This window comes from Cloacibacterium sp. TD35, assembly GCF_028864635.1.
Lineage (GTDB): Bacteria > Bacteroidota > Bacteroidia > Flavobacteriales > Weeksellaceae > Cloacibacterium.
Window position 1 is genome coordinate 2,089,880 of the sequence record NZ_CP104850.1, and the last position, 22,446, is coordinate 2,112,325.

At 32.8% G+C, this 22,446-nt stretch carries 24 protein-coding genes; 19 read left to right on the forward strand and 5 right to left on the reverse strand.

What is annotated here, in order from left to right; all coding sequences use genetic code 11:
- Positions 1-175 precede the first annotated feature (175 nt).
- Entirely contained in the window at positions 176-1,954 is a 1,779-nt protein-coding gene (gene rpsA / locus N7277_RS09630) for a 30S ribosomal protein S1 (RefSeq protein ID WP_274779342.1), read from the reverse strand.
- A gap of 66 nt (positions 1,955-2,020) precedes the next feature.
- Here rpsA and N7277_RS09635 point away from each other — a divergent pair, with 66 nt between their 5' ends.
- Positions 2,021-2,152, forward strand: a complete 132-nt coding sequence (locus N7277_RS09635) for a hypothetical protein (RefSeq protein ID WP_274779343.1) — start codon at positions 2,021-2,023, stop codon at positions 2,150-2,152.
- 70 nt (positions 2,153-2,222) lie between these two features.
- Positions 2,223-3,530, forward strand: coding sequence for a DEAD/DEAH box helicase (locus N7277_RS09640; protein ID WP_274779344.1), 1,308 nt, complete (start codon positions 2,223-2,225; stop codon positions 3,528-3,530).
- 44 nt (positions 3,531-3,574) lie between these two features.
- On the opposite strand, the gene N7277_RS09645 is transcribed toward N7277_RS09640, so the two are convergent.
- The gene (locus N7277_RS09645) at positions 3,575-4,474 is read right to left on the reverse strand and encodes an SMP-30/gluconolactonase/LRE family protein (protein WP_274779345.1); all 900 of its coding nucleotides are present in this window, start codon (positions 4,472-4,474) and stop codon (positions 3,575-3,577) included.
- An 80-nt stretch (positions 4,475-4,554) separates the two neighbouring features.
- Here N7277_RS09645 and N7277_RS09650 point away from each other — a divergent pair, with 80 nt between their 5' ends.
- A complete protein-coding gene (locus tag N7277_RS09650) occupies positions 4,555-4,902 on the forward strand; it encodes a MerR family transcriptional regulator (RefSeq protein WP_274779346.1) in 348 nt (115 codons plus the stop codon).
- Positions 4,903-4,956: 54 nt separating this feature from the next.
- Positions 4,957-6,288, forward strand: a complete 1,332-nt coding sequence (locus N7277_RS09655) for a helix-hairpin-helix domain-containing protein (RefSeq protein ID WP_274779347.1) — start codon at positions 4,957-4,959, stop codon at positions 6,286-6,288.
- Here N7277_RS09655 and N7277_RS09660 read toward each other — a convergent pair whose 3' ends face one another.
- The 3 genes from N7277_RS09660 to N7277_RS09670 all read right to left on the reverse strand — a co-directional run bounded on the left by N7277_RS09660 (position 6,289) and on the right by N7277_RS09670 (position 9,812).
- Positions 6,289-6,948 carry a hypothetical protein gene (locus tag N7277_RS09660; RefSeq protein WP_274779348.1) on the reverse strand — a complete coding sequence of 220 codons (660 nt, stop codon included), beginning with the start codon at positions 6,946-6,948 and terminating at the stop codon, positions 6,289-6,291.
- A 96-nt stretch (positions 6,949-7,044) separates the two neighbouring features.
- Positions 7,045-7,821, reverse strand: coding sequence for a hypothetical protein (locus N7277_RS09665; protein ID WP_274779349.1), 777 nt, complete (start codon positions 7,819-7,821; stop codon positions 7,045-7,047).
- A 107-nt stretch (positions 7,822-7,928) separates the two neighbouring features.
- On the reverse strand, positions 7,929-9,812 hold the full coding sequence (locus tag N7277_RS09670; protein WP_274779350.1) for an endonuclease: 1,884 nt from the start codon (positions 9,810-9,812) through the stop codon (positions 7,929-7,931).
- Positions 9,813-9,996: 184 nt separating this feature from the next.
- Between N7277_RS09670 and N7277_RS09675 the strand changes: the two genes are divergently transcribed.
- The 15 genes from N7277_RS09675 to trpB all read left to right on the forward strand — a co-directional run bounded on the left by N7277_RS09675 (position 9,997) and on the right by trpB (position 22,427).
- Positions 9,997-11,136, forward strand: a complete 1,140-nt coding sequence (locus tag N7277_RS09675) for an acyl-CoA dehydrogenase family protein (RefSeq protein WP_274779351.1) — start codon at positions 9,997-9,999, stop codon at positions 11,134-11,136.
- A gap of 84 nt (positions 11,137-11,220) precedes the next feature.
- Positions 11,221-11,688, forward strand: coding sequence for a nucleoside triphosphate pyrophosphohydrolase family protein (locus tag N7277_RS09680; RefSeq protein ID WP_274779352.1), 468 nt, complete (start codon positions 11,221-11,223; stop codon positions 11,686-11,688).
- A gap of 19 nt (positions 11,689-11,707) precedes the next feature.
- Entirely contained in the window at positions 11,708-12,223 is a 516-nt protein-coding gene (locus tag N7277_RS09685) for a TlpA family protein disulfide reductase (protein WP_274779353.1), read from the forward strand.
- Positions 12,223-12,834 (forward strand): DUF4230 domain-containing protein, encoded by a 612-nt coding sequence (locus N7277_RS09690; protein WP_274779354.1) that lies wholly within the window; start codon positions 12,223-12,225, stop codon positions 12,832-12,834. The genes N7277_RS09685 and N7277_RS09690 overlap by 1 nt, the downstream gene beginning before the upstream one ends.
- Positions 12,835-12,910: 76 nt before the next feature.
- The gene (locus tag N7277_RS09695) at positions 12,911-13,108 is read left to right on the forward strand and encodes a hypothetical protein (RefSeq protein ID WP_274779355.1); all 198 of its coding nucleotides are present in this window, start codon (positions 12,911-12,913) and stop codon (positions 13,106-13,108) included.
- A 101-nt stretch (positions 13,109-13,209) separates the two neighbouring features.
- A complete protein-coding gene (thrS, locus tag N7277_RS09700; RefSeq protein WP_274779356.1) occupies positions 13,210-15,129 on the forward strand; it encodes a threonine--tRNA ligase in 1,920 nt (639 codons plus the stop codon).
- Positions 15,130-15,215: 86 nt separating this feature from the next.
- Positions 15,216-15,746, forward strand: a complete 531-nt coding sequence (gene infC / locus N7277_RS09705) for a translation initiation factor IF-3 (protein WP_069799165.1) — start codon at positions 15,216-15,218, stop codon at positions 15,744-15,746.
- A gap of 129 nt (positions 15,747-15,875) precedes the next feature.
- Positions 15,876-16,073 (forward strand): 50S ribosomal protein L35, encoded by a 198-nt coding sequence (rpmI, locus tag N7277_RS09710; protein WP_069799163.1) that lies wholly within the window; start codon positions 15,876-15,878, stop codon positions 16,071-16,073.
- A gap of 129 nt (positions 16,074-16,202) precedes the next feature.
- Positions 16,203-16,547: a 50S ribosomal protein L20 gene (rplT, locus tag N7277_RS09715; RefSeq protein ID WP_069799160.1), complete on the forward strand. Its 345-nt coding sequence runs from the start codon at positions 16,203-16,205 to the stop codon at positions 16,545-16,547.
- Between the two features lie 269 nt (positions 16,548-16,816).
- Entirely contained in the window at positions 16,817-18,235 is a 1,419-nt protein-coding gene (locus N7277_RS09720; protein ID WP_274779357.1) for an anthranilate synthase component I family protein, read from the forward strand.
- A complete protein-coding gene (locus tag N7277_RS09725) occupies positions 18,232-18,798 on the forward strand; it encodes an anthranilate synthase component II (RefSeq protein WP_274779358.1) in 567 nt (188 codons plus the stop codon). The genes N7277_RS09720 and N7277_RS09725 overlap by 4 nt, the downstream gene beginning before the upstream one ends.
- 1 nt (position 18,799) lies before the next feature.
- On the forward strand, positions 18,800-19,789 hold the full coding sequence (gene trpD, locus N7277_RS09730) for an anthranilate phosphoribosyltransferase (RefSeq protein WP_274779359.1): 990 nt from the start codon (positions 18,800-18,802) through the stop codon (positions 19,787-19,789).
- A 31-nt stretch (positions 19,790-19,820) separates the two neighbouring features.
- Entirely contained in the window at positions 19,821-20,594 is a 774-nt protein-coding gene (gene trpC, locus N7277_RS09735; protein ID WP_274779360.1) for an indole-3-glycerol phosphate synthase TrpC, read from the forward strand.
- A gap of 1 nt (position 20,595) precedes the next feature.
- Positions 20,596-21,234 (forward strand): phosphoribosylanthranilate isomerase, encoded by a 639-nt coding sequence (locus N7277_RS09740; RefSeq protein ID WP_274779361.1) that lies wholly within the window; start codon positions 20,596-20,598, stop codon positions 21,232-21,234.
- Positions 21,231-22,427 (forward strand): tryptophan synthase subunit beta, encoded by a 1,197-nt coding sequence (gene trpB / locus N7277_RS09745; protein ID WP_274779362.1) that lies wholly within the window; start codon positions 21,231-21,233, stop codon positions 22,425-22,427. The genes N7277_RS09740 and trpB overlap by 4 nt, the downstream gene beginning before the upstream one ends.
- Positions 22,428-22,446: the final 19 nt, after the last annotated feature.

The window sequence follows — 22,446 nt, forward strand, 5'->3', positions numbered from 1 at the left end:
CTTTCGTCAGAGGTTGATTAACAGGTTGCAAAACTATTAATTTTATTTGAAACAAGCAAATATCTTTTGCAATTTTTATTGATAAAAACTTAAATCAATGAGTTATAGATTAAACACAAAAAACCGCCTCATTTACAAAATGAGACGGTTTAAAATTTATGAAATCTCAGGAAGATTATTTACCTTCTTCCATTCTTTTCTTCAGTTCTGCTAAAGCATCGATATCACCAAGTGTAGATTTTTCTTCACCTGAAGAAGATGCAGCTGGTTTAGATTCCTTTGCAGCTTTTTTCTCTTCATCTCTGAAGATACCAGTGTGAGATACTACTACTCTTTTGAATTCTTTGTTGAACTCGATTACTTTGAAATCAGCAGTTTCACCTTTTTTGATTTTAGAACCATCTTCTTTTTCTAATAATCTAGAAGGAGCGAAAGCTTCTACTTCAGCATCTTCGAACTGAACTTGAGCACCTTTATCGAAAACATCTGTAGCTTTTCCTGAGTGAACAGTTCCTTCTGCATATTTAGTTTCGAATTTATCCCAAGGATTTTCAGTCAATTGTTTGTGACCTAAAGAAAGTCTTCTAGCTTCAGTATCTAATTCTAGAACGATTACGTCTAGTTTATCACCTACAGCACAGAACTCAGATGGATGTTTGATTTTCTTAGTCCAAGAAAGATCAGAAATGTAGATAAGACCATCAATTCCTTCTTCTAGTTCTACGAATACACCAAAGTTAGTGAAGTTTCTTACAGTACCTACGTGTTGAGAACCAACAGGGTATTTAGTTTGGATATCAGCCCATGGATCTGGAGTTAATTGCTTAATTCCTAAAGAAATTTTTCTTTCTTCTCTATCTAAAGTAAGAACTACAGCTTCTACTTCGTCACCAATTTTCACGAAATCACCAGCAGATCTTAAGTGAGTAGACCAAGACATTTCAGAAACGTGGATAAGACCTTCTACACCTGGAGCAACTTCTACGAATGCACCATAGTCAGCAAGAACTACTACTTTTCCTTTTACTTTGTCACCTACTTTTAAGTCAGCAGAAAGAGCATCCCAAGGATGAGCTTCTAATTGCTTCATACCTAATTGGATTCTAGTTTTCTCATCATCGAAATCAAGGATAACCACTTTCACTACTTGACCGTCTGAAAGGATTTCTGATGGATGGTTTACTCTAGACCAAGAAAGATCTGTAATGTGGATAAGACCATCTACACCACCTAAATCGATGAATACACCGTAAGAAGTGATGTTTTTAACAGTTCCTTCAAGAACTTGACCTTTCTCTAATTGAGAAATGATTTCTTTTTTCTGACCTTCAATATCAGCTTCGATTAACGCTTTGTGAGATACTACTACGTTTTTGAATTCTGGGTTGATTTTCACAACTTTGAATTCCATAGTTTTACCTACGAATTGATCGTAATCTTTGATTGGTTTAACATCAATTTGAGAACCTGGTAAGAATGCTTCGATACCGAATACATCTACAATCATACCACCTTTAGTTCTAGATTTTACGAAACCGTTTACGATTTCTCCAGACTCGTGGTATTCATTTACTCTATCCCAAGCTTTAAGCGTTCTAGCTTTTTTGTGAGATAGCTGTAATTGACCAGATTTGTCTTCTCTTCTGTCTACCATTACTTCTACTTCATCACCTACTTTAAGACCTTGGTTGTAACGGAATTCATTAAGAGAAATTACACCTTCAGATTTGAAATTGATATCTACAATCGCTTCTTTATCAGTTAATCTTACTACTTTACCGATGATAACATCAGTTTCAGAAAGATCATTAAGAGAACCTTTGTAGATTTCTTCTAAATCATTTTTTTCTTTTCTTGCATCAGCATCAAGACCTGATTCAAAAGAATCCCAATCAAATTGTTCTGGTGCTACGTTTGCATTTAATAATGCTTCTTGGTTTGTCAATTCAGACATAATAAAAAAATTTGTATTCCTTCTTTTTTAGCTTTGGCTTACTGTGGATTCTAAAAAATACGGAAGATGTTAATTACTAATGTTTTACTTCGCCAAAACTACTTCCACAAAAGTGGTGCAAAAATACAAACTTTTTACAAAATAGCAATGGCTTTTTCTGCTAATTTTCAAAGAATTATTCCGCCTAAATATACTTAATCAAGACTTTAATTTAAAGCATTATCAATAAGTTTCTGATAAACCCAAACCTTTACCTTAAATTTGCAAAATGGAATTACAACCAATTTATGAAAAACTGCAGATTCAGGAAATGAATCAAATGCAGAAATCTACTTATCAAGCTTCTGAAAACCAACAAGATATCATTCTACTCTCGCCTACAGGCTCTGGTAAAACCCTCGCGTTTTTGTTTCCAGTACTTAGAAATTTACAAAAAGATATTTCGGGAATTCAAGCGATTATTCTGGTTCCGGCAAGAGAATTGGCATTGCAAATAGAACAAGTTTTCAAAAATATGGGAACCGATTTTAAGGTAACCATTTGCTACGGTGGTCACGATAAAAAAATTGAAATCAATAATCTTACTCAGGCTCCTGCTGTTTTAATTGGGACGCCAGGAAGAATTGCGTATCACCTCAAAAATAATAATTTCGAGCCCAAAACCATCAAAACTTTAGTTTTAGATGAATTTGACAAAGCTTTAGAATTAGGCTTTGAAGAAGATATGAACTTCATCATCAGCTCTTTAAAAAATGTCTCTCAGCGTTTTCTTACTTCTGCAACTGCTATGGATAATATTCCGAAATTTGTTGGATTAGAAAACGAAAAGACCATCAATTTTTTAAAATTAGGCGAAGTAAAACCTAATATTCAACTAAAAAAAGTGATAACGATTCCGGAAGAAAAATTGGATACACTTTTTAAACTCATTTGCAAAATAGGCAACAAAAGAACACTTATTTTTTGCAATCACAGAGATGCTGTAGATAGAATTTCTGAACTTTTAAGAGAAAAAGGTATTGATAGAGAAACGTTTCACGGCGGCATGGAACAAGACGAAAGAGAACGCGCTTTGTTAAAATTCAGAAATGATTCTACCCGAATTTTAATTACTACCGATTTAGCTTCCAGAGGTTTAGACATTCCAGAAGTAGAATCTATCGTACATTATCAGTTACCTCCAAAAGAAGATGCTTTCATCCACAGAAACGGAAGGACTGCAAGAATGCATGCTAAAGGTTTTGCTTATTTAATTATGACTGAGGAAGAGAATTTCCCTTTCATTAAAGGAAATACGCCAGAAGAAAACATTACTGAAAATTACAGAATTCCTGCCCAAACTCCTTTCCAAACCATTTATATAAGCGCAGGAAAAAAAGACAAAGTAAACAAAGTAGACATTGTAGGCTATCTCATCAAAAAAGGTGAACTATCGAAAGATGACATTGGCATCATTGAAGTAAAAGACACTACTTCTTATGTAGCAGTTACTAGAAATAAAGTAAAAGATGTTCTGAAAAAACTCGCCAACGAAAAGCTAAAAGGCAAGAAAATAAAAATGGAAATTGCTTATTAAAACAAATGCCAAAGATTAACTTCTTTGGCATTTTTATTAAGTTTTTATTTAATTCCTGAAACATTCATCTTCAAAGTGTAAACTGATTTAGAGGCCGTTATAAACAAGGTAGAGAAATTCTCGCCACCAAAAGTCACATTTGCTGTCCAATTTTCTGGTACAGAAATATGATGAATTTGCACTCCATTTTTATTGAAAACCGTTACTCCATTTCCAGTTAAATAAAGGTTTCCTCTGTTATCTAAAGTCATTCCATCTGAGCCTAAATTGCAAAATAATTTTTTATTCGTCAATTTCCCATCTTCCTGAATGTCATAAACATAAGTTTTATTAGCATCAATATCAGAAACGTACAATTTTTTCAATTTCTGACTTCCTACAATTCCATTCGGCTGAGTAAAAGTATCTAATTTGGTGATTTTACCTTCAGAATTTCTGTAATACAAGTTTTTTTCAGGAATTTCTTGTTTGAAATTTTTCCAATAATCTCTTACATATAAAGGATCTGTAAAGTAAATTCCGTTATTTTCATCCACCCATAAATCATTAGGACCGTTTAATCTTTTTCCTTCAAAATTGGTGGTTAACACTTCTGCAACTCCTTCTTCATTAATTTTCCAAATTTCTCCGTTTTCATCAGAACATGTCAGTAAATTTCCTTTTTGGTCAAAAAAAGTTCCGTTTGCTCTTCCTGTTTTATCTAAAAATTCTTCAATTTGATTGGTTTTCCAGTTCCAAACGTAAATTTTGTCATCTGGTTGGTCTGTAAAATAAACATTTCCAAAAGCATCAGAAGCAGGACCTTCTGTAAAGCTAAACTTGTTAGAAACAAGCACTATTTCTGTATCCTTTTTAACCAAATCATTTGATATTGTTGATTTTTTAGAAGTACAATTTACAATCAGCAGGAAAATGAAGAAAAGTGTATTGATATTTTTAAACATGAGAAATAAATTTCTTGGCAATTTACGATAGCGCTTTAAAACAAAAAAATTTCTATCTTTGAATTTCGATTTTATAGACTATGAAACTCAATTTACCAGACAAATTATACTATTCTATAGGAGAAGTTTCAAAAGCTTTCGGTGTAAATGCTTCCTTAATTAGATATTGGGAGCAAGAATTTCCTATCATAAAACCTAAAAAAAACAAGAAAGGAAACCGCTATTTTACACCAGAAGACATTAAAAATCTTAAAATCATATATCATCTTGTAAAAGAAAAAGGCTACACTTTAGACGGCGCCAGAATTGCACTCACCACCAATCAAAAAATCAATGAAACGGTAGAAGTTTTAGACCGTTTAGAATTTGTGAAATCTGAATTGATAAAACTCAAAAATTCTTTACTAGATAGAGACGAAGTGGTGTAAAACATTTTCTTCACTTTTTATAATTTTTCTTATATTTGGGTAAAACTAACCCCCATGAAACCCAAATTACCTTATGAGATAAGGAAAAAGCAATTCTATGCTCTATCCTTACTTGGAATTTTGATTGTAATATTTCAGCTAACTTATCTAGTTTACAAAGGAAATCAAGAAACAAAATTCCCTGAAATTCATTTTACAACAAGAAACGAATCTCAATTTTTTCTTACAGAATTTGACCCGAATCAACTCAATGAAAAGCAATGGGAAAATTTAGGTTTTACTGCCAAACAAGTAAAAACTATTTTAAAATACAAAGAAATTGTTGGCGGAAACTTCACTTCTAAAGAACAACTGAAAAAGTGCTATTCTATTTCTGAAGAAAAATATGCAGAATTAGAACCGTACATTCTTTTACCTGATAATAATTCTAATAAATCAAGGAAAATTTTTAAAGAATCTGAACAAAAAGAGCTCCAAATTGAAGGTAAATTTAATCCAGACCAATATTATCAAAAAGATTGGGAAAAGCTGGGTTTTTCTGAGAGACAAGCTGCTGCAATCATTAAATACAAGCAATATTTAGGAGGAAGTTTTATGAGTAAAGAAAAGTTTAAAGAATGCTTTATTATCAGTCCTGAAAATTACCAAAAACTATCTCCTTTCTTGCTTCTCCCTGCAAAAACACCAGATAATTTTGAAAGAAAATACCAAAACTTTGCTTCCGAAAAGCCTAAAATTCAATACTTTGAATTTGACCCTAACAGTTTAGATGTAAACGGTTGGCAAAAATTGGGTTTTAGCGAAAAACAAGCTACTGTAATTGTAAATTATAGAAAGCGAAATCTGAAAGGCAGTTTCAAATCGCTAGAAGATATTAAAAAATGCTTTGTGATTTCAGAGGAAAAATTTAATGACTTGAAGCCTTATATTAAATGGAATTCTGTGCAAAAAAACACTGAAAACACCATTCAAAACCCTCCTGAAAAAGCAATAACAGCTACTGATTTTAGTAAAACTGATTTGAATAAAATAACGTTTCAGCAACTAATAGAATTTGGTTTTGACGAAAAATCCGCAGCTAGTTTTATTGGTTTTAGAAATAAACTGGGCGGTTTTGTAAAAACTAGTCAGATTTTGGAAACGTATAATATTGACAAAAATTTAGCGGAAAAACTTATTAAGGCTTCTCCGCTAAACAATATGAATGTTCAAAAGTTTGGTTTATTAGATGCTCCCGAAGATTGGTTGAAAAACCATCCTTATTTCAGGTACTATGCAAATAAAATCATCTATTACAGAATCAGTTTTCCTAAAGAATCTACCATTTTTGAAAAGATGAAAGCAAAACCTGAAGATGAGGCTAAAATGCGATTGTACCTTAAATAATTACTCTGCTAATTGAGCATTAAGGTGGATTCTAGCCATTCCTTCATCTATATTATCACAAAGATTAGAAGCTGCGCCTCCATAAGTAATATGTGTATAGTTGTTTGAAAGTTTGGGTAAATTATACGCATATACTTTTATCACATGATTTCCTAAGGAAAGATTTTCTAAAACTCCAGCAAAATCGAATTTTTTAAAATTACATTTAGTTTCTGCAGAATCTATTTGAAATTTTTTTACCAATTTTAATTGATCGTCAATAAAAATTCCCAATGCAAATTGGTAAGATGAGTAATTATTCACATTATCAATTTGAGAAACTCCATCAATATTAATTAAAACAATATTTTCACTTTTAGTCACTGAAAATTGTGTGTATGTATTAAGATAAGACCAGCCTGATGTGTCACTATCTATTATAAATTCAGGAATATTTTGCGGAAAATTTCCTACATTAACCTTACTATTAGACATCCCTGTAAAATTCTTGGTAATCTCTTCTAGATAGGCATTAGAACCACTGGTATGTTTTTTTACACTATCGTTTTCTAATACATAACTTTTTTTAATTTCCTTAAAAAAATGATTTACTTCTGTGGCAGATTGAGTAAAAAATAAATTAGTATAGAATGCTAAGAAAAGTATCAATATCTTTTTCATAATAATCAAATATTAGTTATGATAATTAATTTAAAAAGAATAGCCGCAATAAAATTTTACGACTATTCTATAATCAAAACCAATAAAAACAATCTTCTATTCTCCTTTATATAAGTCGAAAACTAAGACGTTCATAACTAGATTATGCCTACCTCCAGAACATTTTACAGTAACTTTAAAACCTGTAGGTTTAAAATCTGCTGTTCCTGGAATGTAGCAGTTAGCATCTTCAATAACATTAGCATTCCCTTTTGACTCTAATGTTACTATAGTAAGATATTCATTATTTTCTAATGCATTTTTGAATGTTACATCGAAAGTTTCTGTTTGAGAAGTTTTGGCAAATATTTTTGCACTATTGATATTATCATTTTTGATAATTTCTGCGGGGAATTCTTGATCAACAATTCTGCTATTACCCCCTACATCGCCTACAAAAACCTTACCTGAAGATAAAGATCTAAAAACAGTAATTGCTTTAGTAGTAGATTTAGATGCTAGTAACTTTAACCAGTTGCCTGTGAGTAAAGTGTGATTCCAATCAAAAGTGTATAAACCTGCCGTGTAAATAATATTAGGTGATACACTGTCATCTATCCAATCTTTTGACAGGAAAATGATCATCCCATCTTGATCAGCAGTTAAGTTTAAATTAAGTTTTTCGACTTTTGGCACCAAAAAACCATCAGTAGAAGAAGGGTTTTGCGGATTAGAAGCTTTTACTTCGAGTGTTGCCTTGGGGTCAGAAGTGTTAATACCAACTCTTTGGGCAGAAAAGACGACCCACAATAATAGAGCCAATAAAGAAAGTGTTTTTTTAGTTTTCATCTGTGTGTTTTTAAAGGTTAAGTTTAAGTATTTAAACCTTGCCAAAATTCAAAATCTTTTTCTTTTAATTCAATACGCTACTTTACGTATTTTTTAAATTCATAAAAAAACCATCCAAAAATGGATGGTTGAAAAAAGAAAATTTTATGATTTTATTTCTTAATAAACTTATAAGATACCCCGTCTAAACTTATAAAATACACTCCTGGACTGTATGTAGAAACATCTATAGAATTATCAATTTTAAAGGCTTGAGGAATCACTTGTAATAGTTTTCCTGAAATATCATACACTTCTACTTTTGAAACTTTAGAAATATTTTTTCCGTTTACATAAAGCCTTTCAGAAACTGGATTAGGATAAACAGTATATGAAAATTCTACTCTTTCTGGCTCAGTAGTAGACAAGAAACTGCCTAATCCACTTGCATAATCTAAGCCATAATCTGTCCATTCGGAAAGTGTAAATGTAATATTAGGGTCATTAACATTAGTGTTTCTGTATAGAGACTTATTACCATTAGTATTAGAAGTTCCTTTAGCCCCTACTACATCTACTGTTTCAAAAAGCATTTCATAATTATTAGTAGAAACTGTTTTTATGGTTTTAATTCCATAAGAAAGTTCTACATATTGACTTCCCGTATATGTTAATGGAGGTGCATTGGTCACAAATTTAAATTGATTTATATCTATTCCAGAAAAATTAGATTTTGGATTAATGACTACCACACTTTCACCATGGGCGATTTTGCCTTCTAATTGATAAGCATCAGAAAAATAATAAGTTGTACTTTTAAACTCTGTATTGAGATAATAATTTCCTAAATCTACATCGTGACCTGTAAGATTGGTAATTTCAATAGCAGTATTGTAAACATCAGTAGTACTACTGGTTGTTCCCTCAATATATTTAGTAATCATTAAATCTTTTGCAAAGTTGTCTGTAGACAATGTAGTTGCAGAAACTTGATTACTATCTGGAGAAAGCAAGTATCCTTTATCATAAGCTTTTATGGTAACATTATATGATGTGGAGGGCTGCAATCTATCAATCGAAACAGAATTAGTTTTAGAATATTTAACATAATTGCCATTAAGGTACACTTTATAACCCAAAATGTCTGTATCTGTACTTGGAGTCCAAGAAAGGGTGATAAAACTCTCCCCTAATTGAGAAACAGATACGTTAGATGGCGCCTGTGGCGCTATTCCGTCTGGCGTTTCACCCCAAATTAAGTCTACCCATTCTTCACGATCTATAAAAGGGTTTCTCATTTTCTGAATGGCATATACCGCATTATTTCTATCTCTTTCTCTTTGAGATACAGGATCTAAATTATTCCAATCTTTTAACATGGTAATATACCAATCCTCAAAGGCTTTCTCTTCACTGCCATCTAGAGGCATCGTAGAAAGTTGATGATTATACAGATTAAGATTTCCTTCATATCTTACCGCAAAGTATAATAAAAACCTTGCAACATCTCCCTTAAATTCATCTATTGGTTCATACACTAAATTGGTATAACCTGGAGTTGTACTGGTGCCTCTTTTTGAGCCATTGGTAAAAATATTAGAACTCCCATTATTTCTAGCATAAGGATAGTTGCTTCTTAACTGATTAATTCTAGCATCAGCTGGAATTAAATAATGCATATCAGAATACATAGGATAAAGCCCATAGAATGTACTTTGGGGCATTCCATGTTCCTTATTCCAACCTTGACCTTCTGCGTTAGCAGAACTAATATTCTGGGTTAAATCATAATTATAAGCGTCTGCTTCTGTAGGTTTTTCAGAATAAATATCTAGAACTGTGTTATCATTTTCATAATATTTATCTAGATCCGTGTAGGCATACAATGGCCCGATTTGGGAATAATTATAAGAAAAAATCTTTTTAGAAATAATTTCATGAACCTTGCTTTTCAGAGCATATCCAGAAAGCCCCTCTGTCCCATTATAATAACCAGCAGGAATTTGTGCCCAATATGAAACTGGCACTAACAATAGAAATAGTAAAATATTTTTCATCCTAAAAAATTAAGGACTACAAATATACTACATTATTTAACATAAAAAAATACACTTATCATCATTACAACTGATAATCAGAGTGTTAAATATTAACATAATAAAAATCTTATTTTTTTATATGCTTAAAAAAAACTCTTTTTTGGCTAATTTTTTTCAATTATATTTGAGCAAACAAAAATTTATGAATACAGAAATATTAAATAATCTTAAAATGATAGCAGAAACTGCAAGAGATTTTGCAGAAGTAAACATTAGGCCACACATTATGGAATGGGACGAAGATCAAATTTTCCCAGTAGATTTATTTCATAAATTAGGCGAAATGGGCTTCATGGGAATCATCATTCCAGAACAATACGGTGGTTCTGGATTAGGTTATCATGAATACGTTACTATTTTAGACGAAATTTCTCAAGTAGATCCTTCTATTGGTCTTTCTGTAGCTGCACATAATTCACTTTGCACTAATCATATTTATGAATTTGGAAACGAAGAACAAAGAAAAAAGTGGTTGCCAAAATTAGCTAGTGGTCAGGTAATTGGAGCTTGGGGATTAACCGAACACAATACTGGCTCAGATGCTGGTGGAATGTCTACAACCGCTGTCAAAGACGGTGATGAATGGGTGATTAATGGTGCTAAAAATTTTATCACTCATGCTATTTCTGGAGACATTGCAGTAGTAATGACTAGAACTGGCGAAAAAGGAGCACCTAACAATTCTACTGCTTTTGTTCTAGAAAAAGGAATGCCTGGATTTACTTCTGGCAAAAAAGAAAATAAACTAGGAATGCGAGCTTCTGAAACTGCCGAATTAATTTTTGATAATGTAAGAGTTCCAGATTCTCACCGATTAGGAGAAGTAGGAGATGGTTTTAAACAAGCTATGAAAATCCTTGATGGAGGTAGAATTTCTATTGCAGCATTAAGCTTGGGAATTGCTAGAGGCGCTTATAAAGCCGCTCTAAAATATGCTCAAGAAAGACATCAATTCGGAAAATCTATTGCTAGTTTCCAAGCGGTAAATTTTATGCTCGCTGATATGGCTACAGAAATAGATGCCGCAGAATTACTCATCCAAAGAGCATCAGAACTTAAAAACACCAAGCAAAAAATGACTAAAGAGGGTGCAATGGCTAAACTATACGCTTCTGAAGCTTGCGTAAGAATTGCCAATAATGCTCTTCAGATTTTTGGTGGTTATGGGTATACCAAAGATTTCCCTGCAGAAAAATATTACAGAGATTCTAAACTATGTACCATAGGTGAAGGAACATCTGAAATCCAAAGATTAGTAATTGGTAGAGAAATTACCAGATAATTATTAAAATCATTTATAAAATCGCAGAGATATTTTTCTCTGCTTTTTTTATTTATTATTTTTGAAAAAAAGTATTATCATCAAATGGAAAAAATCGACAGTTTAAACCAAGTTGCAGAATTTCACAGAACCTTTAATGCACCTATTTTAGAAAACCCTCAGATTCCTTCTTCAGAAAGATGCAACCTAAGAATTTCATTACTTCAAGAAGAACTAAACGAACTGAAACAAGCCATTTTAGACCAAGATATTGTAGAAATTGCTGATGCACTATGTGATTTACAATATGTACTTTCTGGCGCAGTTCTTGAATTTGGTTTAGGCGAAAAATTTGTAGATTTGTTTAATGAAGTACAACGCTCTAACATGTCAAAAGCTTGTGATACAGAAGAACAAGCCCAAGAAACCGTAGAATATTACACTTCAAAAGGAGAAGAAGCTTATTACGAATTATCTGGAGATAAATATAATGTACACAGAGTTTCAGATAATAAAGTCCTAAAAAATAAGTACTATTCTAGTGCAAATCTCAAAAGTATATTAGAAAAATAAACACCAAATTTTGAAAAAAATGAAAAAAATAATCACATTAATCATTTTAGGTATGACACTTAATTCTTGCGCTCAAAAAGTAATCATCAACAGAGAGGTAGATACTCCAGAATACGGGAAAATGCTTCTAGGAAGCCAATCTTTAGAACAATTTCAAAAAGAACCTTACAAAGCTTGGTATGATGAAAATTACACCATCTATCCTATTGACAAAACCGCTTTAGAAGGATTAAAGAAAGAAAAAATCAATTCATATAAAATCATAGTGTTTCTAGGAACTTGGTGCGGAGATAGCAAAAGAAATTTCCCTAGGTTGATGAAAATTTTAGAAGAAACCAAATTCCCAGAAAGCAAACTCCAAATCATTGGTGTAAACAGACTGAAACAAGCTCCAGATGGCGAAGAAGTAAAATATAACATTACACACGTTCCTACCATAATCGTAGAAAAATATGGCAAGGAAATTGGTAGAATAACCGAAGAACCAGAAACTGGTTTTATTGAAAAAGATTTATTGAACATTATCAAAAAATAATGAATTACATTAAACAAGTCATTGGTTTTACCCTAGGCGTAATCCTTACTTTATTGCTCGTTTATTTTTTTAGAAATATTGGCAAAAATGATGACCAAGTTTCTACAGATTACTATGTGCTCACCAACCAAATTTCTAAAATGAATAAAATGGTGGTGATAGAACAAGATTTTTCAAACTTGCAAAAAACCAAAATCACTAATCTTCTTTTTGGAATCAAAGGTTTACCTTCCAGCGAAAAAGAAATCGTGATTTTCACCAAGGCAAAAGCGCAGGTCACTTATGATTTGAAAAAAATGAAAATCGAGGTAGATTCTGTTGATAAAAAAATGATTATCAAAGAAATCCCAAATGCTGACATCAAGATTTTTACAGATGCAGAAATCACTTCGCTTGATGATTCATTTTTCGACCGTTTTTCTGAAGAAGATTTCAAAAGAATTACCAATAAAGCAAGAAAAAACGCCGAAAAAACCGTTGACCAAAACAAGTTGAGAACAGAAGGCAGAAAACAATTAATGACAAATCTAAATGAAATTTTCGTTTTAGCTAAAGCATTGAATTATGAAATCGTAGACGAAACGCAAAGTTTCGATTTATCTAAATTCTAAAAACTTTTTGCAATATTTTATAAAACATTTCCTCAGAATTTTCCAGAATTTTGAATAACTTAAAAATTCAAAAATCATGGAAAAAGATAAAAGAAAAAACACAGCAGAAAATAACGCGCAAAACGCTAAACAAAATCAAGATTTTCCTAATCTACCTCAAACTCCAAGATTAGAAGGAGCTTCTAAAATTGAAGAAAAGCAAGTCAAAAAAACTTCTAAACTTCACAAAGATGGTAGAACAGACAATACCGAACAAAATAAAACCGAAGAGTAATTTCTTCGGTTTTCTATTTTAAGTTCTAATATTATCTTTGAATTTAAGAAACATCAAAAAAAATCCTTATTTTTGCACATTATTAAAATTAGGATTCCAAAATGATTAAAATTACTCTTCCAGACGGAAGCATTCGTGAGTTTGAAGGTGTAGTTACACCTCTAGAAGTTGCAAAATCTATCTCTGAAGGTTTGGCTAGAAACACTATTTCTGCTTTGGTAAACGGCAAACAAGTAGAAGTCACGACGCCAATTAAAGAAGATGCTACGCTTACGTTGCTCACCTGGAATGATGATTTAGGAAAGAAAGCTTTTTGGCATTCTTCAGCACACATTTTGGCTCAATCTATTTTAGATTTTTATCCAAATGCTAAATTAACTATTGGTCCTGCGATTGAAAACGGGTTTTATTATGATGTAGATTTCGGTGATGAATCACTTTCTGAAAAAGATTTTGAAAAAATCGAGAAAAAAATGCTCGAAAACGCTAAAAAAGATGCGACTTTCAATCTTTATTCGGTTTCAAAAGCAGATGCACTGAAAGAATATGCAGACAATCCTTACAAAACTGAATTAATCGAAAATTTACAAGACGGCGAAATCACTTTCTGTACTCATGATAACTTCACAGACCTTTGTAGAGGTGGTCATATTCCAAGTACTGGTATCGTAAAAGCTGTAAAAATTCTTAATGCAGCAGGAGCATATTGGAGAGGAGACGAAAAAAACAAGCAATTAACTAGAGTTTACGGAATTTCTTTCCCTAAACAAAAAGAATTGACAGAATATCTAGAAAGATTAGAAGAAGCAAAAAGAAGAGACCACAGAAAACTTGGAAAAGAACTAGGAATCTTCGCATTTTCTGAAAAAGTAGGTGCTGGTTTACCACTTTGGTTGCCAAAAGGAACTGCACTGAGAAAAAAATTAGAAAATTTCCTTTCAGAAGCACAGAAAAAAGGCGGTTATGAGTTTGTAATGACTCCTCATATTGGGAATATTGAATTGTACAAAACTTCTGGGCACTATGAGAAATATGGAGCAGATTCTTTCCAATCGATTAAAACGCCAAACGAAGGTGAAGAATTTTTCTTAAAACCAATGAACTGCCCTCATCACTGCGAGATTTATAAAACTTCTCAATGGTCTTATAAAGATTTACCAAAGAGATATGCAGAATTCGGAACGGTTTATAGATACGAGCAATCTGGTGAATTACATGGTTTAACCAGAGTAAGAGGTTTCACTCAAGATGATGCACACTTATTTTGTACTCCAGACCAATTATTAACCGAATTTGAAGCGGTAATTGATTTGGTTCTTTACGTTTTCAGAAGCCTAGGATTCGAAGATTTCGTGACTCAAGTTTCACTTAGAGACAAAGAAAACAGATCAAAATACATTGGCTCAGAAGAAAACTGGGAAAAAGCAGAAACTGCAATTATCACTGCTGCACAAAATAAAGGTCTTAAAACCATTGTAGAATACGGCGAAGCAGCTTTCTATGGTCCTAAATTAGACTTCATGGTAAAAGATGCTTTAGGCAGAAGTTGGCAATTAGGAACTATTCAAGTAGATTACAATCTACCAGAGAGATTTGATCTTTGGTACACTGGTAATGACAATGAAAAACACAGACCAGTGATGATTCACAGAGCACCATTTGGTTCTATGGAACGTTTCATTGCCATTTTACTAGAAAACACTGCAGGAGACTTCCCTCTTTGGTTAAGTCCAGACCAATTTATCATTCTGCCTATTTCTGAAAAATATGTAGATTATGCTAAAAAAGTTTCACAATTATTAGAAAATCACGATATTAGCGGTCTAATTGACGATAGAAACGAAAAAACAGGTAAGAAAATTCGTGATGCAGAATTGAAGAAAATTCCGTTTATGTTAGTCGTAGGAGAAAATGAAGAACAGAACGGCACCATTTCTGTAAGAAGACGTGGAGAGGGCGATTTAGGAGTAATGAAATTAGAAGATTTCGTAACCTATTTCAAAGAAGCGGCAAAAATTTAAAAAAGCTAAAAAAGCTTACAACAAAGAATTAACTTTAAAATTATACAACTATAGCACAGAAATTTAACAACAGAGGAAGAGGACCAATGCGTCGCCCTGTACAAGAAGACTTACATCAAATTAACGAAAAAATCCGTGCAAAGGAAGTTCGTTTAGTAGGAGATAATGTAGAACCAGGAGTGTATCCTTTAGCAAGAGCTATTGCAATTGCTCAGGAACAAGATCTTGATTTAGTCGTTATTTCAGATAAAGCAGAACCTTATATCTGTAGAGTTCTTGAATACAAAAAATTTCTTTACGAACAAAAGAAAAAACAAAAGGAACTCAAGGCTAAGCAAGTAAAAGTTGTAGTTAAAGAAATCAGATTCGGACCTCAAACAGACGATCATGATTTCGAGTTCAAGAAAAAACATGCCGAGAAATTTTTAGAAGAAGGCTCTAAATTGAAAACGTATGTTTTCTTCAAAGGACGTTCTATTATCTTCAAAGATCAAGGTGAAATCTTACTTCTAAGACTCGCTCAAGAGCTAGAACACGTAGGAAAAGTAGACCAAATGCCTAAACTGGAAGGTAAGAGAATGATTATGATGATGAGCCCTAAAAAAGCGGCTAAATAATCTTTAATAAAAATAATTTTACATCAAGGGATTTCTCCTCTGAAATCTCTTGATTATAGTATTGCAGAGTATTATAAATTTTTATAATTTTGCAAACTCATTGATAACAAATACATAAAAAGCAAAACAATGCCAAAATTAAAAACGAAATCAGGTGCTAAAAAGCGTTTTGCTCTTACTGGTACAGGTAAGATCAAAAGAAAAAATGCTTACAAAAGCCACATCTTAACTAAAAAAGAAACGAAGCAAAAGAGAAATCTTACGCAAACTTCTTACGTTGCTACTGTGGATGAGAAAAGCGTTCTTCGCCAATTAGCAATTAAGTAGTTTTTATAAATCAATATTCGGTTTATAAGAATTCCTAAAAAATTCATTAAAAGTTAACCCTGAAACGGTGCCTATAAGAGAACTTTAAACGCAGTTCCGCCCTTTTCAAAAAAACAAAAAATTTAAATTATGCCAAGATCAGTAAACGCTGTAGCGTCTAGAGCGCGCAGAAAAAAAGTTTTAAAGCAGGCTAAAGGTTTTTTCGGTAGAAGAAAAAATGTTTGGACTGTAGCTAAAAATGCCGTAGAAAAAGCAATGCAATATGCTTACCGCGGTAGAAAAGAGAAGAAAAGAAGCTTCAGAGGCCTTTGGATTACCAGAATTAACGCTGGAACTAGAGAGCACGGAATGTCTTACTCTCAATTTATGGGAGCTCTTAAAAAGAACAACATCGAGCTAAACAGAAAAGTTCTTGCAGACCTTGCAATGAATCATCCAGAAGCTTTCAAAGCTGTTGTAGATCAAGTAAAATAATGTAAAACAAATTTGTTATCAATAATAAATCCTAAACTTTTTTAGTTTAGGATTTTTTTATTTCAAAAACTTTTATAAATTTGCCCCAATGAAAATGAATAGCAACAAAAATTGGTGGTGGCACTTATACTCTACGCTGAGTCTAAGGTAATACTGCTATGCTTTGAATCTATACTAAAATAAAATTCATTTCATGAGAAGACTTCAGCGATTATACCGTTGAAGTCTTTTTTTATTTAAAAACTTTTTAAAAATATCTCTTAAAATATATGCAAAACTCAAAACTTAGAATCAAAACCACCTCTAAATCATTGATGGGAGACCTTCATACAGCGATGGGAATTTATCTGAAACTCAGAGATAAATTCAGAGATACCATTCTACTGGAAAGTGCCGACCACAATGTAAATAACAACAGTTTTTCTTACATCGCTATCAATGCAATTGCAGGAGTAGAAATTAAAAATCTACAGGAAATGGAAGTGAAATTTCCATTAACCGCTCCAGAAAAATATCAAATTCCAGAAAATTTCAATATCACTGAATATTTAGAAAATTTTTCCAAAAGTTTTGATTGCGAAAAGGTAAAAAAACCAGTTGAAAAAATGGCTCAAGGTTTATTTGGTTACACCAGTTTTGATGCCGTTCAGTTTTTTGAAACCATCCAATTCAAACCTCAAAGCAAGGAAGTAGAAATCCCTATTTTACGTTACAGATTTTATCAATATGTGATTGCTATTAATCATTTTAATGATGAAATGTTCCTCATCGAAAATAAAATTGATGGTTTAAAATCTGATATTTCAGAAATTGAGAGTATCATTCAAAATAAAGACGTTGCACTCTACCCTTTCGAAAAAATAGACGAAGAAACCTCTAATTTAAGTGATGAAGAATACAGAGATTTGGTAGAATTAGCAAAGAAACACTGTTTCCGTGGAGATGTTTTCCAATTGGTTTTAAGCAGAAGATTTGAGCAAAAATTTAGAGGAGATGAGTTCAATGTTTACAGAGCATTGAGAAATATCAATCCTTCTCCCTACCTATTTTTCTTTGATTATGGCGATTATAAATTAATGGGCTCAAGTCCAGAAAGCCAGTTGATTATTCAAAATCATAAAGCCGTAATTCACCCTATTGCAGGAACTTTTCGCAGAACTGGCGACACCGAAAAAGATTTACAACTGGCCGAAACATTGAAAAAAGATCCAAAAGAAAACGCAGAGCACACCATGTTGGTAGATTTAGCCAGAAATGATTTAAGCAAATTAGGGAAAAACGTAACGGTGTCTAAACTGAAAGAAATTCAATTATTTTCACACGTAATTCACATGGTTTCAGAAGTCACTGCAGAATTAGACGAAAAAACCAATCCTTATGAAATGATTGCGACTACTTTTCCGCAAGGAACATTGAGTGGCGCTCCAAAATATAAAGCTCTTGAACTCATCGATGCTTATGAAAAAACTTCCCGCGGTTATTATGGAGGTTGTATTGGCTTTGTAGGCTTTGACGGAAGCTGCAACCAAGCCATAATGATTAGAACATTTTTAAGTAAAAATAATACGCTTTTCTATCAAGCTGGTGCTGGAATTGTAGCCAAATCTTCCGCAGAAAATGAGTTGCAAGAAGTAAATAACAAACTAAACGCCTTGAAAATGGCAGTTAAAAAAGCAGAAAAATTATGAGAGTTTTAGTTTTCGATAATTATGATAGTTTCACCTACAATCTCGTTCAAATTGTAGAGCAGATTTTAGGCGAAAAAGTAGAGGTGTATAGAAATGACGAAATTCTTTTAGAAGACATCAATAAATATGATAAAATCATTCTTTCTCCAGGTCCAGGAATTCCAGAAGAAGCAGGTATTTTATTAGACGTGATTAAAAAATATGCACCTACTAAATCAATTTTTGGGGTTTGTCTTGGTCAACAAGCGATTGCCGAAGCTTTTGGCGGAAGTCTCATTAATCTTTCGGAAATCTATCACGGTGTTGCAACCGAAGCGAAACAAATAAAACCACACAAAATTCTAGAAAATTTACCCGAAGTTTTAGAAGTAGGTCGTTATCATTCTTGGGCTGTAAATCCTGACGATTTCCCAGAGGAATTAGTAATTACCTCTGTAGATGATTCTGGAATGATTATGAGCCTAAAACACAAAGAATACGACGTTCACGCTGTTCAATATCATCCTGAAAGTATTTTAACTCCAAAAGGAAGAGAAATTTTAATCAATTTTTTGAAAAATTAAAATGAAACAAATTTTACAATACCTTTTCAATCATCAAACATTGACCAAAGCCGAAGCAAAGGCTATTATGATTGAAATTGCACAAAATAAATTCAATGAAACAGAAGTTTCGGCATTTATCACTGTTTTTATGATGCGAAGCATTACGCTCGAAGAAATGCAAGGCTTCCGCGAAGCTTTGTTGCAGTTGGCAAAACCTATTGATTTAGGAACAGATGATTTAGTGGACATTGTAGGAACTGGTGGCGATGGAAAAAACACCTTCAATATTTCAACTTTGGCAAGTTTTATTGTGGCTGGAACCGGACAAAAAGTAGCCAAACAAGGGAATTATGGTGCTTCTACTATTTCTGGAGCTTCTAACGTTTTAGAAGAATTAGGTTATCAGTTCAAAGATAATCAGGAAGATTTAAAGAAAGATTTAGAAAAAGCTAACATTTGTTTTCTTCACGCTCCGCTTTTTCACCCCGCTTTAAAAACAGTGGCTCCTCTAAGAAAAGGACTGGGCTTGAGAACATTTTTTAATCTTTTAGGTCCATTGGTAAATCCTGCGAAACCGAAATTTTCTATGATTGGCGTTTACAGTTTAGAAATCGCAAGATTGTATCAATATATTTTGCAAAAAAACAATGAAGATTTCATGTTGGTTCATGCTTTAGACGGTTATGACGAGATTTCTTTGACAGGAGACAGTAAAATTTTCAACAAAAACGGTGAAGAAATTTTTTCTGCTGAAGAATTAGGATTTAAAAATATAGAAGCAGAAACCATTTTTGGCGGTGATACTAAAGAAGCAGCAGCACAAATTTTCAAAAATGTCTTGGAAGGAAATGGAACTTACGAACAAAATGCTGTAGTTCTTGCCAACGCAGCAAAAGCACTTCAAAACACAGGAAAATATGAAAACTACGAGATAAGCTTAGCAGCTGCCAAAGAGAGTTTAGAAAGTGGAAAAGCGCTAGAATGTTTAAATAAACTTATTACAATTTAAGCTCAAATTGTATATAAAACGTAACTTTAAAATGAATATTTTAGATAAAATAGTAGCCAGAAAAAAGGAAGAAATTGCTTTCTCTAAAAGTAAAATTTCTGTTGAAGAACTGAAAAATTCTGAATTTTTCAGTAGAAATACTTTTTCATTGAGAGAATCTGTAAAAGCCAGAAACGGAATTATTGCTGAATTCAAGAGACAATCGCCAAGTAAAGGAATCATCAACAATCAATTTTCGCCAATAGAAATCGTAACGAAATATGAAGAATTTGGCGCAAGTGGAATCTCAATTTTGACGGATAAAGACTTTTTTGGAGGCAATTTTGAAGATATTTTGAGTGTGAGAAATTCTGTAAACATCCCGATTTTAAGGAAAGATTTTATGGTAGATGAATATCAATTCTACGAAGCAAAATCTATTGGTGCAGATGTGATTTTACTCATTGCAGCTTGTCTTTCGCCAACTCAAGTTCAAGAATTTACGGCTTTAGCACACGAATTGAATTTGGAAGTTTTACTGGAAATTCACACCGAAGAAGAATTAGAACACTTCAATCCAAATATTGATTTGGTGGGCATTAACAATCGAAATTTAAAAGATTTCAAAGTAGATTTACAACATTCTGTCAATCTGAAAAATTTGCTTCCAAAAGGAACTTTATCTGTTGCAGAAAGTGGCATTTACAATGTGGAAGATTTTAAATTTTTGAAAGAAAAAGGATTTGACGCTTTCTTGATGGGAGAATATTTCATGAAAACCGAAAATCCTGGAAAAACGTTTGAAGAATTTTCTAAACTTATTTAAAATGAAGCCAACAGAAAATTTGAAATTAAAAGTTTGCGGTTTAACACAACTTGCTCAAATTCAAGAATTAATTTCTTTGAACACCGATTTTTTAGGCTTCATATTTTATGAGAAATCTCCGAGATTTGTTTTAAATCATCTAAGCTTAGAAGAGATTTCAGAAATTAATCATCAAGGAAAAGTAGGTGTTTTTGTGAATGAATCGATTGAAAAAATTGCAAAAATCACAGAAAAAACCAATTTGAATTTCATACAATTACATGGTGATGAAGATGAAAACTTTATCATAGAATTAAAAAAAAGCGTAAAGAAAGAAGTAAAACTCATCAAAGTTTTCAGAGTTGGAGAAACTTTCAATTTTAAATTTTCAATTTTAAATTCTTTGGTAGATTATTTCCTTTTCGACACAGACAGCAAAGCTTTCGGCGGAACAGGAAAAAGTTTTGATTGGCAAATTCTCAACGAAATAGAAATTCCAAAACCCTATTTTTTAAGCGGCGGAATTTCACCTGAGAACTTAGAAAATATAAAAATTTTAAATCAAAAACCTTTAGTTTTAGACATCAACTCAAAATTTGAGACAGAACCAGGAAGTAAAGACCTAGAAAAAATAAAAACATTTAAATCATTACTGAAATGACAACATATAGAAACCCCGATGAAAACGGATATTACGGAGAATTTGGAGGCGCATTTGTTCCAGAAATGCTCTATCCAAACGTGGAAGAACTTCAACAAAATTATATAAAAATTATAGAATCTGAAGAGTTTAAAAAAGAACTCAACGATTTATTGAAAGATTACGTTGGCAGAGCTACTCCACTTTATTTAGCAAAAAATTTAAGCGAAAAATATGGTACAAACGTTTACCTAAAACGCGAAGATTTAAACCATACAGGCGCCCATAAAATCAATAACGCTCTCGGACAAGTTTTACTTGCCAAAAAGCTAGGAAAAAAGAGAATTATTGCCGAAACAGGAGCTGGTCAACACGGCGTGGCGACAGCTACAGCTTGCGCTTTGATGAATTTGGAATGCATCGTTTACATGGGCGAGGTTGACATTGCAAGACAAGCTCCCAACGTTGCCAGAATGAAAATGCTCGGCGCAAAAGTTGTCCCTGCAACTTCAGGTTCTAAAACTTTGAAAGATGCTGTAAATGAAGCTTTAAGAGACTGGATTAACAACGCTACTACTACCCATTACATCATAGGAAGTGTTGTAGGTCCGCACCCTTTTCCAGATTTGGTCGCGAGATTTCAAAGTGTGATTTCTGAGGAAATTAAATGGCAATTAAAAGAAAAAATCGGAAGAGAAAATCCTGATTATGTCATCGCTTGTGTTGGTGGCGGAAGCAATGCTGCAGGAACTTTTTACCATTTTGTAGATGAACCGAGTGTGAAAATTATCGCAGCAGAAGCGGGCGGTTTTGGAGTAAGTTCTGGGAAATCTGCTGCAACCACTTTCTTGGGAACTACAGGTGTTTTACACGGCAGCAAAAGCATTGTGATGCAAACCAATGACGGACAAGTAATCGAGCCGCATTCTATTTCTGCAGGATTAGATTATCCGGGTATTGGACCTTTTCACGCGAATTTGTTTAAAAATAATCGTGCAGAATTTTTCAGTATTAATGATGATGAAGCGCTAGAATCTGCTTTTGAACTCACAAGGCTAGAAGGCATCATTCCTGCTTTGGAAAGCTCTCACGCATTGCACGTTCTGAAAAAGAAAAACTTTCAAAAAGATGATGTGGTAGTCATTTGTTTGAGTGGACGTGGCGACAAAGATATGGAAACGTATCTGAAAAAATTAGAAACTGAAAACCTTTAACCATTCTTCAAAAAATTTT

Bases quoted from the DNA above. Each gene is read 5' to 3' on its own strand.
- rpsA (WP_274779342.1), bottom strand. From the start codon at position 1,954: ATGTCTGAATTGACAAACCAAGAAGCATTATTAAATGCAAACGTAGCA.
- N7277_RS09635 (WP_274779343.1), top strand. From the start codon at position 2,021: ATGTTAATTACTAATGTTTTACTTCGCCAAAACTACTTCCACAAAAGT.
- N7277_RS09640 (WP_274779344.1), top strand. From the start codon at position 2,223: ATGGAATTACAACCAATTTATGAAAAACTGCAGATTCAGGAAATGAAT.
- N7277_RS09645 (WP_274779345.1), bottom strand. From the start codon at position 4,474: ATGTTTAAAAATATCAATACACTTTTCTTCATTTTCCTGCTGATTGTA.
- N7277_RS09650 (WP_274779346.1), top strand. From the start codon at position 4,555: ATGAAACTCAATTTACCAGACAAATTATACTATTCTATAGGAGAAGTT.
- N7277_RS09655 (WP_274779347.1), top strand. From the start codon at position 4,957: ATGAAACCCAAATTACCTTATGAGATAAGGAAAAAGCAATTCTATGCT.
- N7277_RS09660 (WP_274779348.1), bottom strand. From the start codon at position 6,948: ATGAAAAAGATATTGATACTTTTCTTAGCATTCTATACTAATTTATTT.
- N7277_RS09670 (WP_274779350.1), bottom strand. From the start codon at position 9,812: ATGAAAAATATTTTACTATTTCTATTGTTAGTGCCAGTTTCATATTGG.
- N7277_RS09675 (WP_274779351.1), top strand. From the start codon at position 9,997: ATGAATACAGAAATATTAAATAATCTTAAAATGATAGCAGAAACTGCA.
- N7277_RS09680 (WP_274779352.1), top strand. From the start codon at position 11,221: ATGGAAAAAATCGACAGTTTAAACCAAGTTGCAGAATTTCACAGAACC.
- N7277_RS09685 (WP_274779353.1), top strand. From the start codon at position 11,708: ATGAAAAAAATAATCACATTAATCATTTTAGGTATGACACTTAATTCT.
- N7277_RS09690 (WP_274779354.1), top strand. From the start codon at position 12,223: ATGAATTACATTAAACAAGTCATTGGTTTTACCCTAGGCGTAATCCTT.
- N7277_RS09695 (WP_274779355.1), top strand. From the start codon at position 12,911: ATGGAAAAAGATAAAAGAAAAAACACAGCAGAAAATAACGCGCAAAAC.
- thrS (WP_274779356.1), top strand. From the start codon at position 13,210: ATGATTAAAATTACTCTTCCAGACGGAAGCATTCGTGAGTTTGAAGGT.
- infC (WP_069799165.1), top strand. From the start codon at position 15,216: ATGCGTCGCCCTGTACAAGAAGACTTACATCAAATTAACGAAAAAATC.
- rpmI (WP_069799163.1), top strand. From the start codon at position 15,876: ATGCCAAAATTAAAAACGAAATCAGGTGCTAAAAAGCGTTTTGCTCTT.
- rplT (WP_069799160.1), top strand. From the start codon at position 16,203: ATGCCAAGATCAGTAAACGCTGTAGCGTCTAGAGCGCGCAGAAAAAAA.
- N7277_RS09720 (WP_274779357.1), top strand. From the start codon at position 16,817: ATGCAAAACTCAAAACTTAGAATCAAAACCACCTCTAAATCATTGATG.
- N7277_RS09725 (WP_274779358.1), top strand. From the start codon at position 18,232: ATGAGAGTTTTAGTTTTCGATAATTATGATAGTTTCACCTACAATCTC.
- trpD (WP_274779359.1), top strand. From the start codon at position 18,800: ATGAAACAAATTTTACAATACCTTTTCAATCATCAAACATTGACCAAA.
- trpC (WP_274779360.1), top strand. From the start codon at position 19,821: ATGAATATTTTAGATAAAATAGTAGCCAGAAAAAAGGAAGAAATTGCT.
- N7277_RS09740 (WP_274779361.1), top strand. From the start codon at position 20,596: ATGAAGCCAACAGAAAATTTGAAATTAAAAGTTTGCGGTTTAACACAA.
- trpB (WP_274779362.1), top strand. From the start codon at position 21,231: ATGACAACATATAGAAACCCCGATGAAAACGGATATTACGGAGAATTT.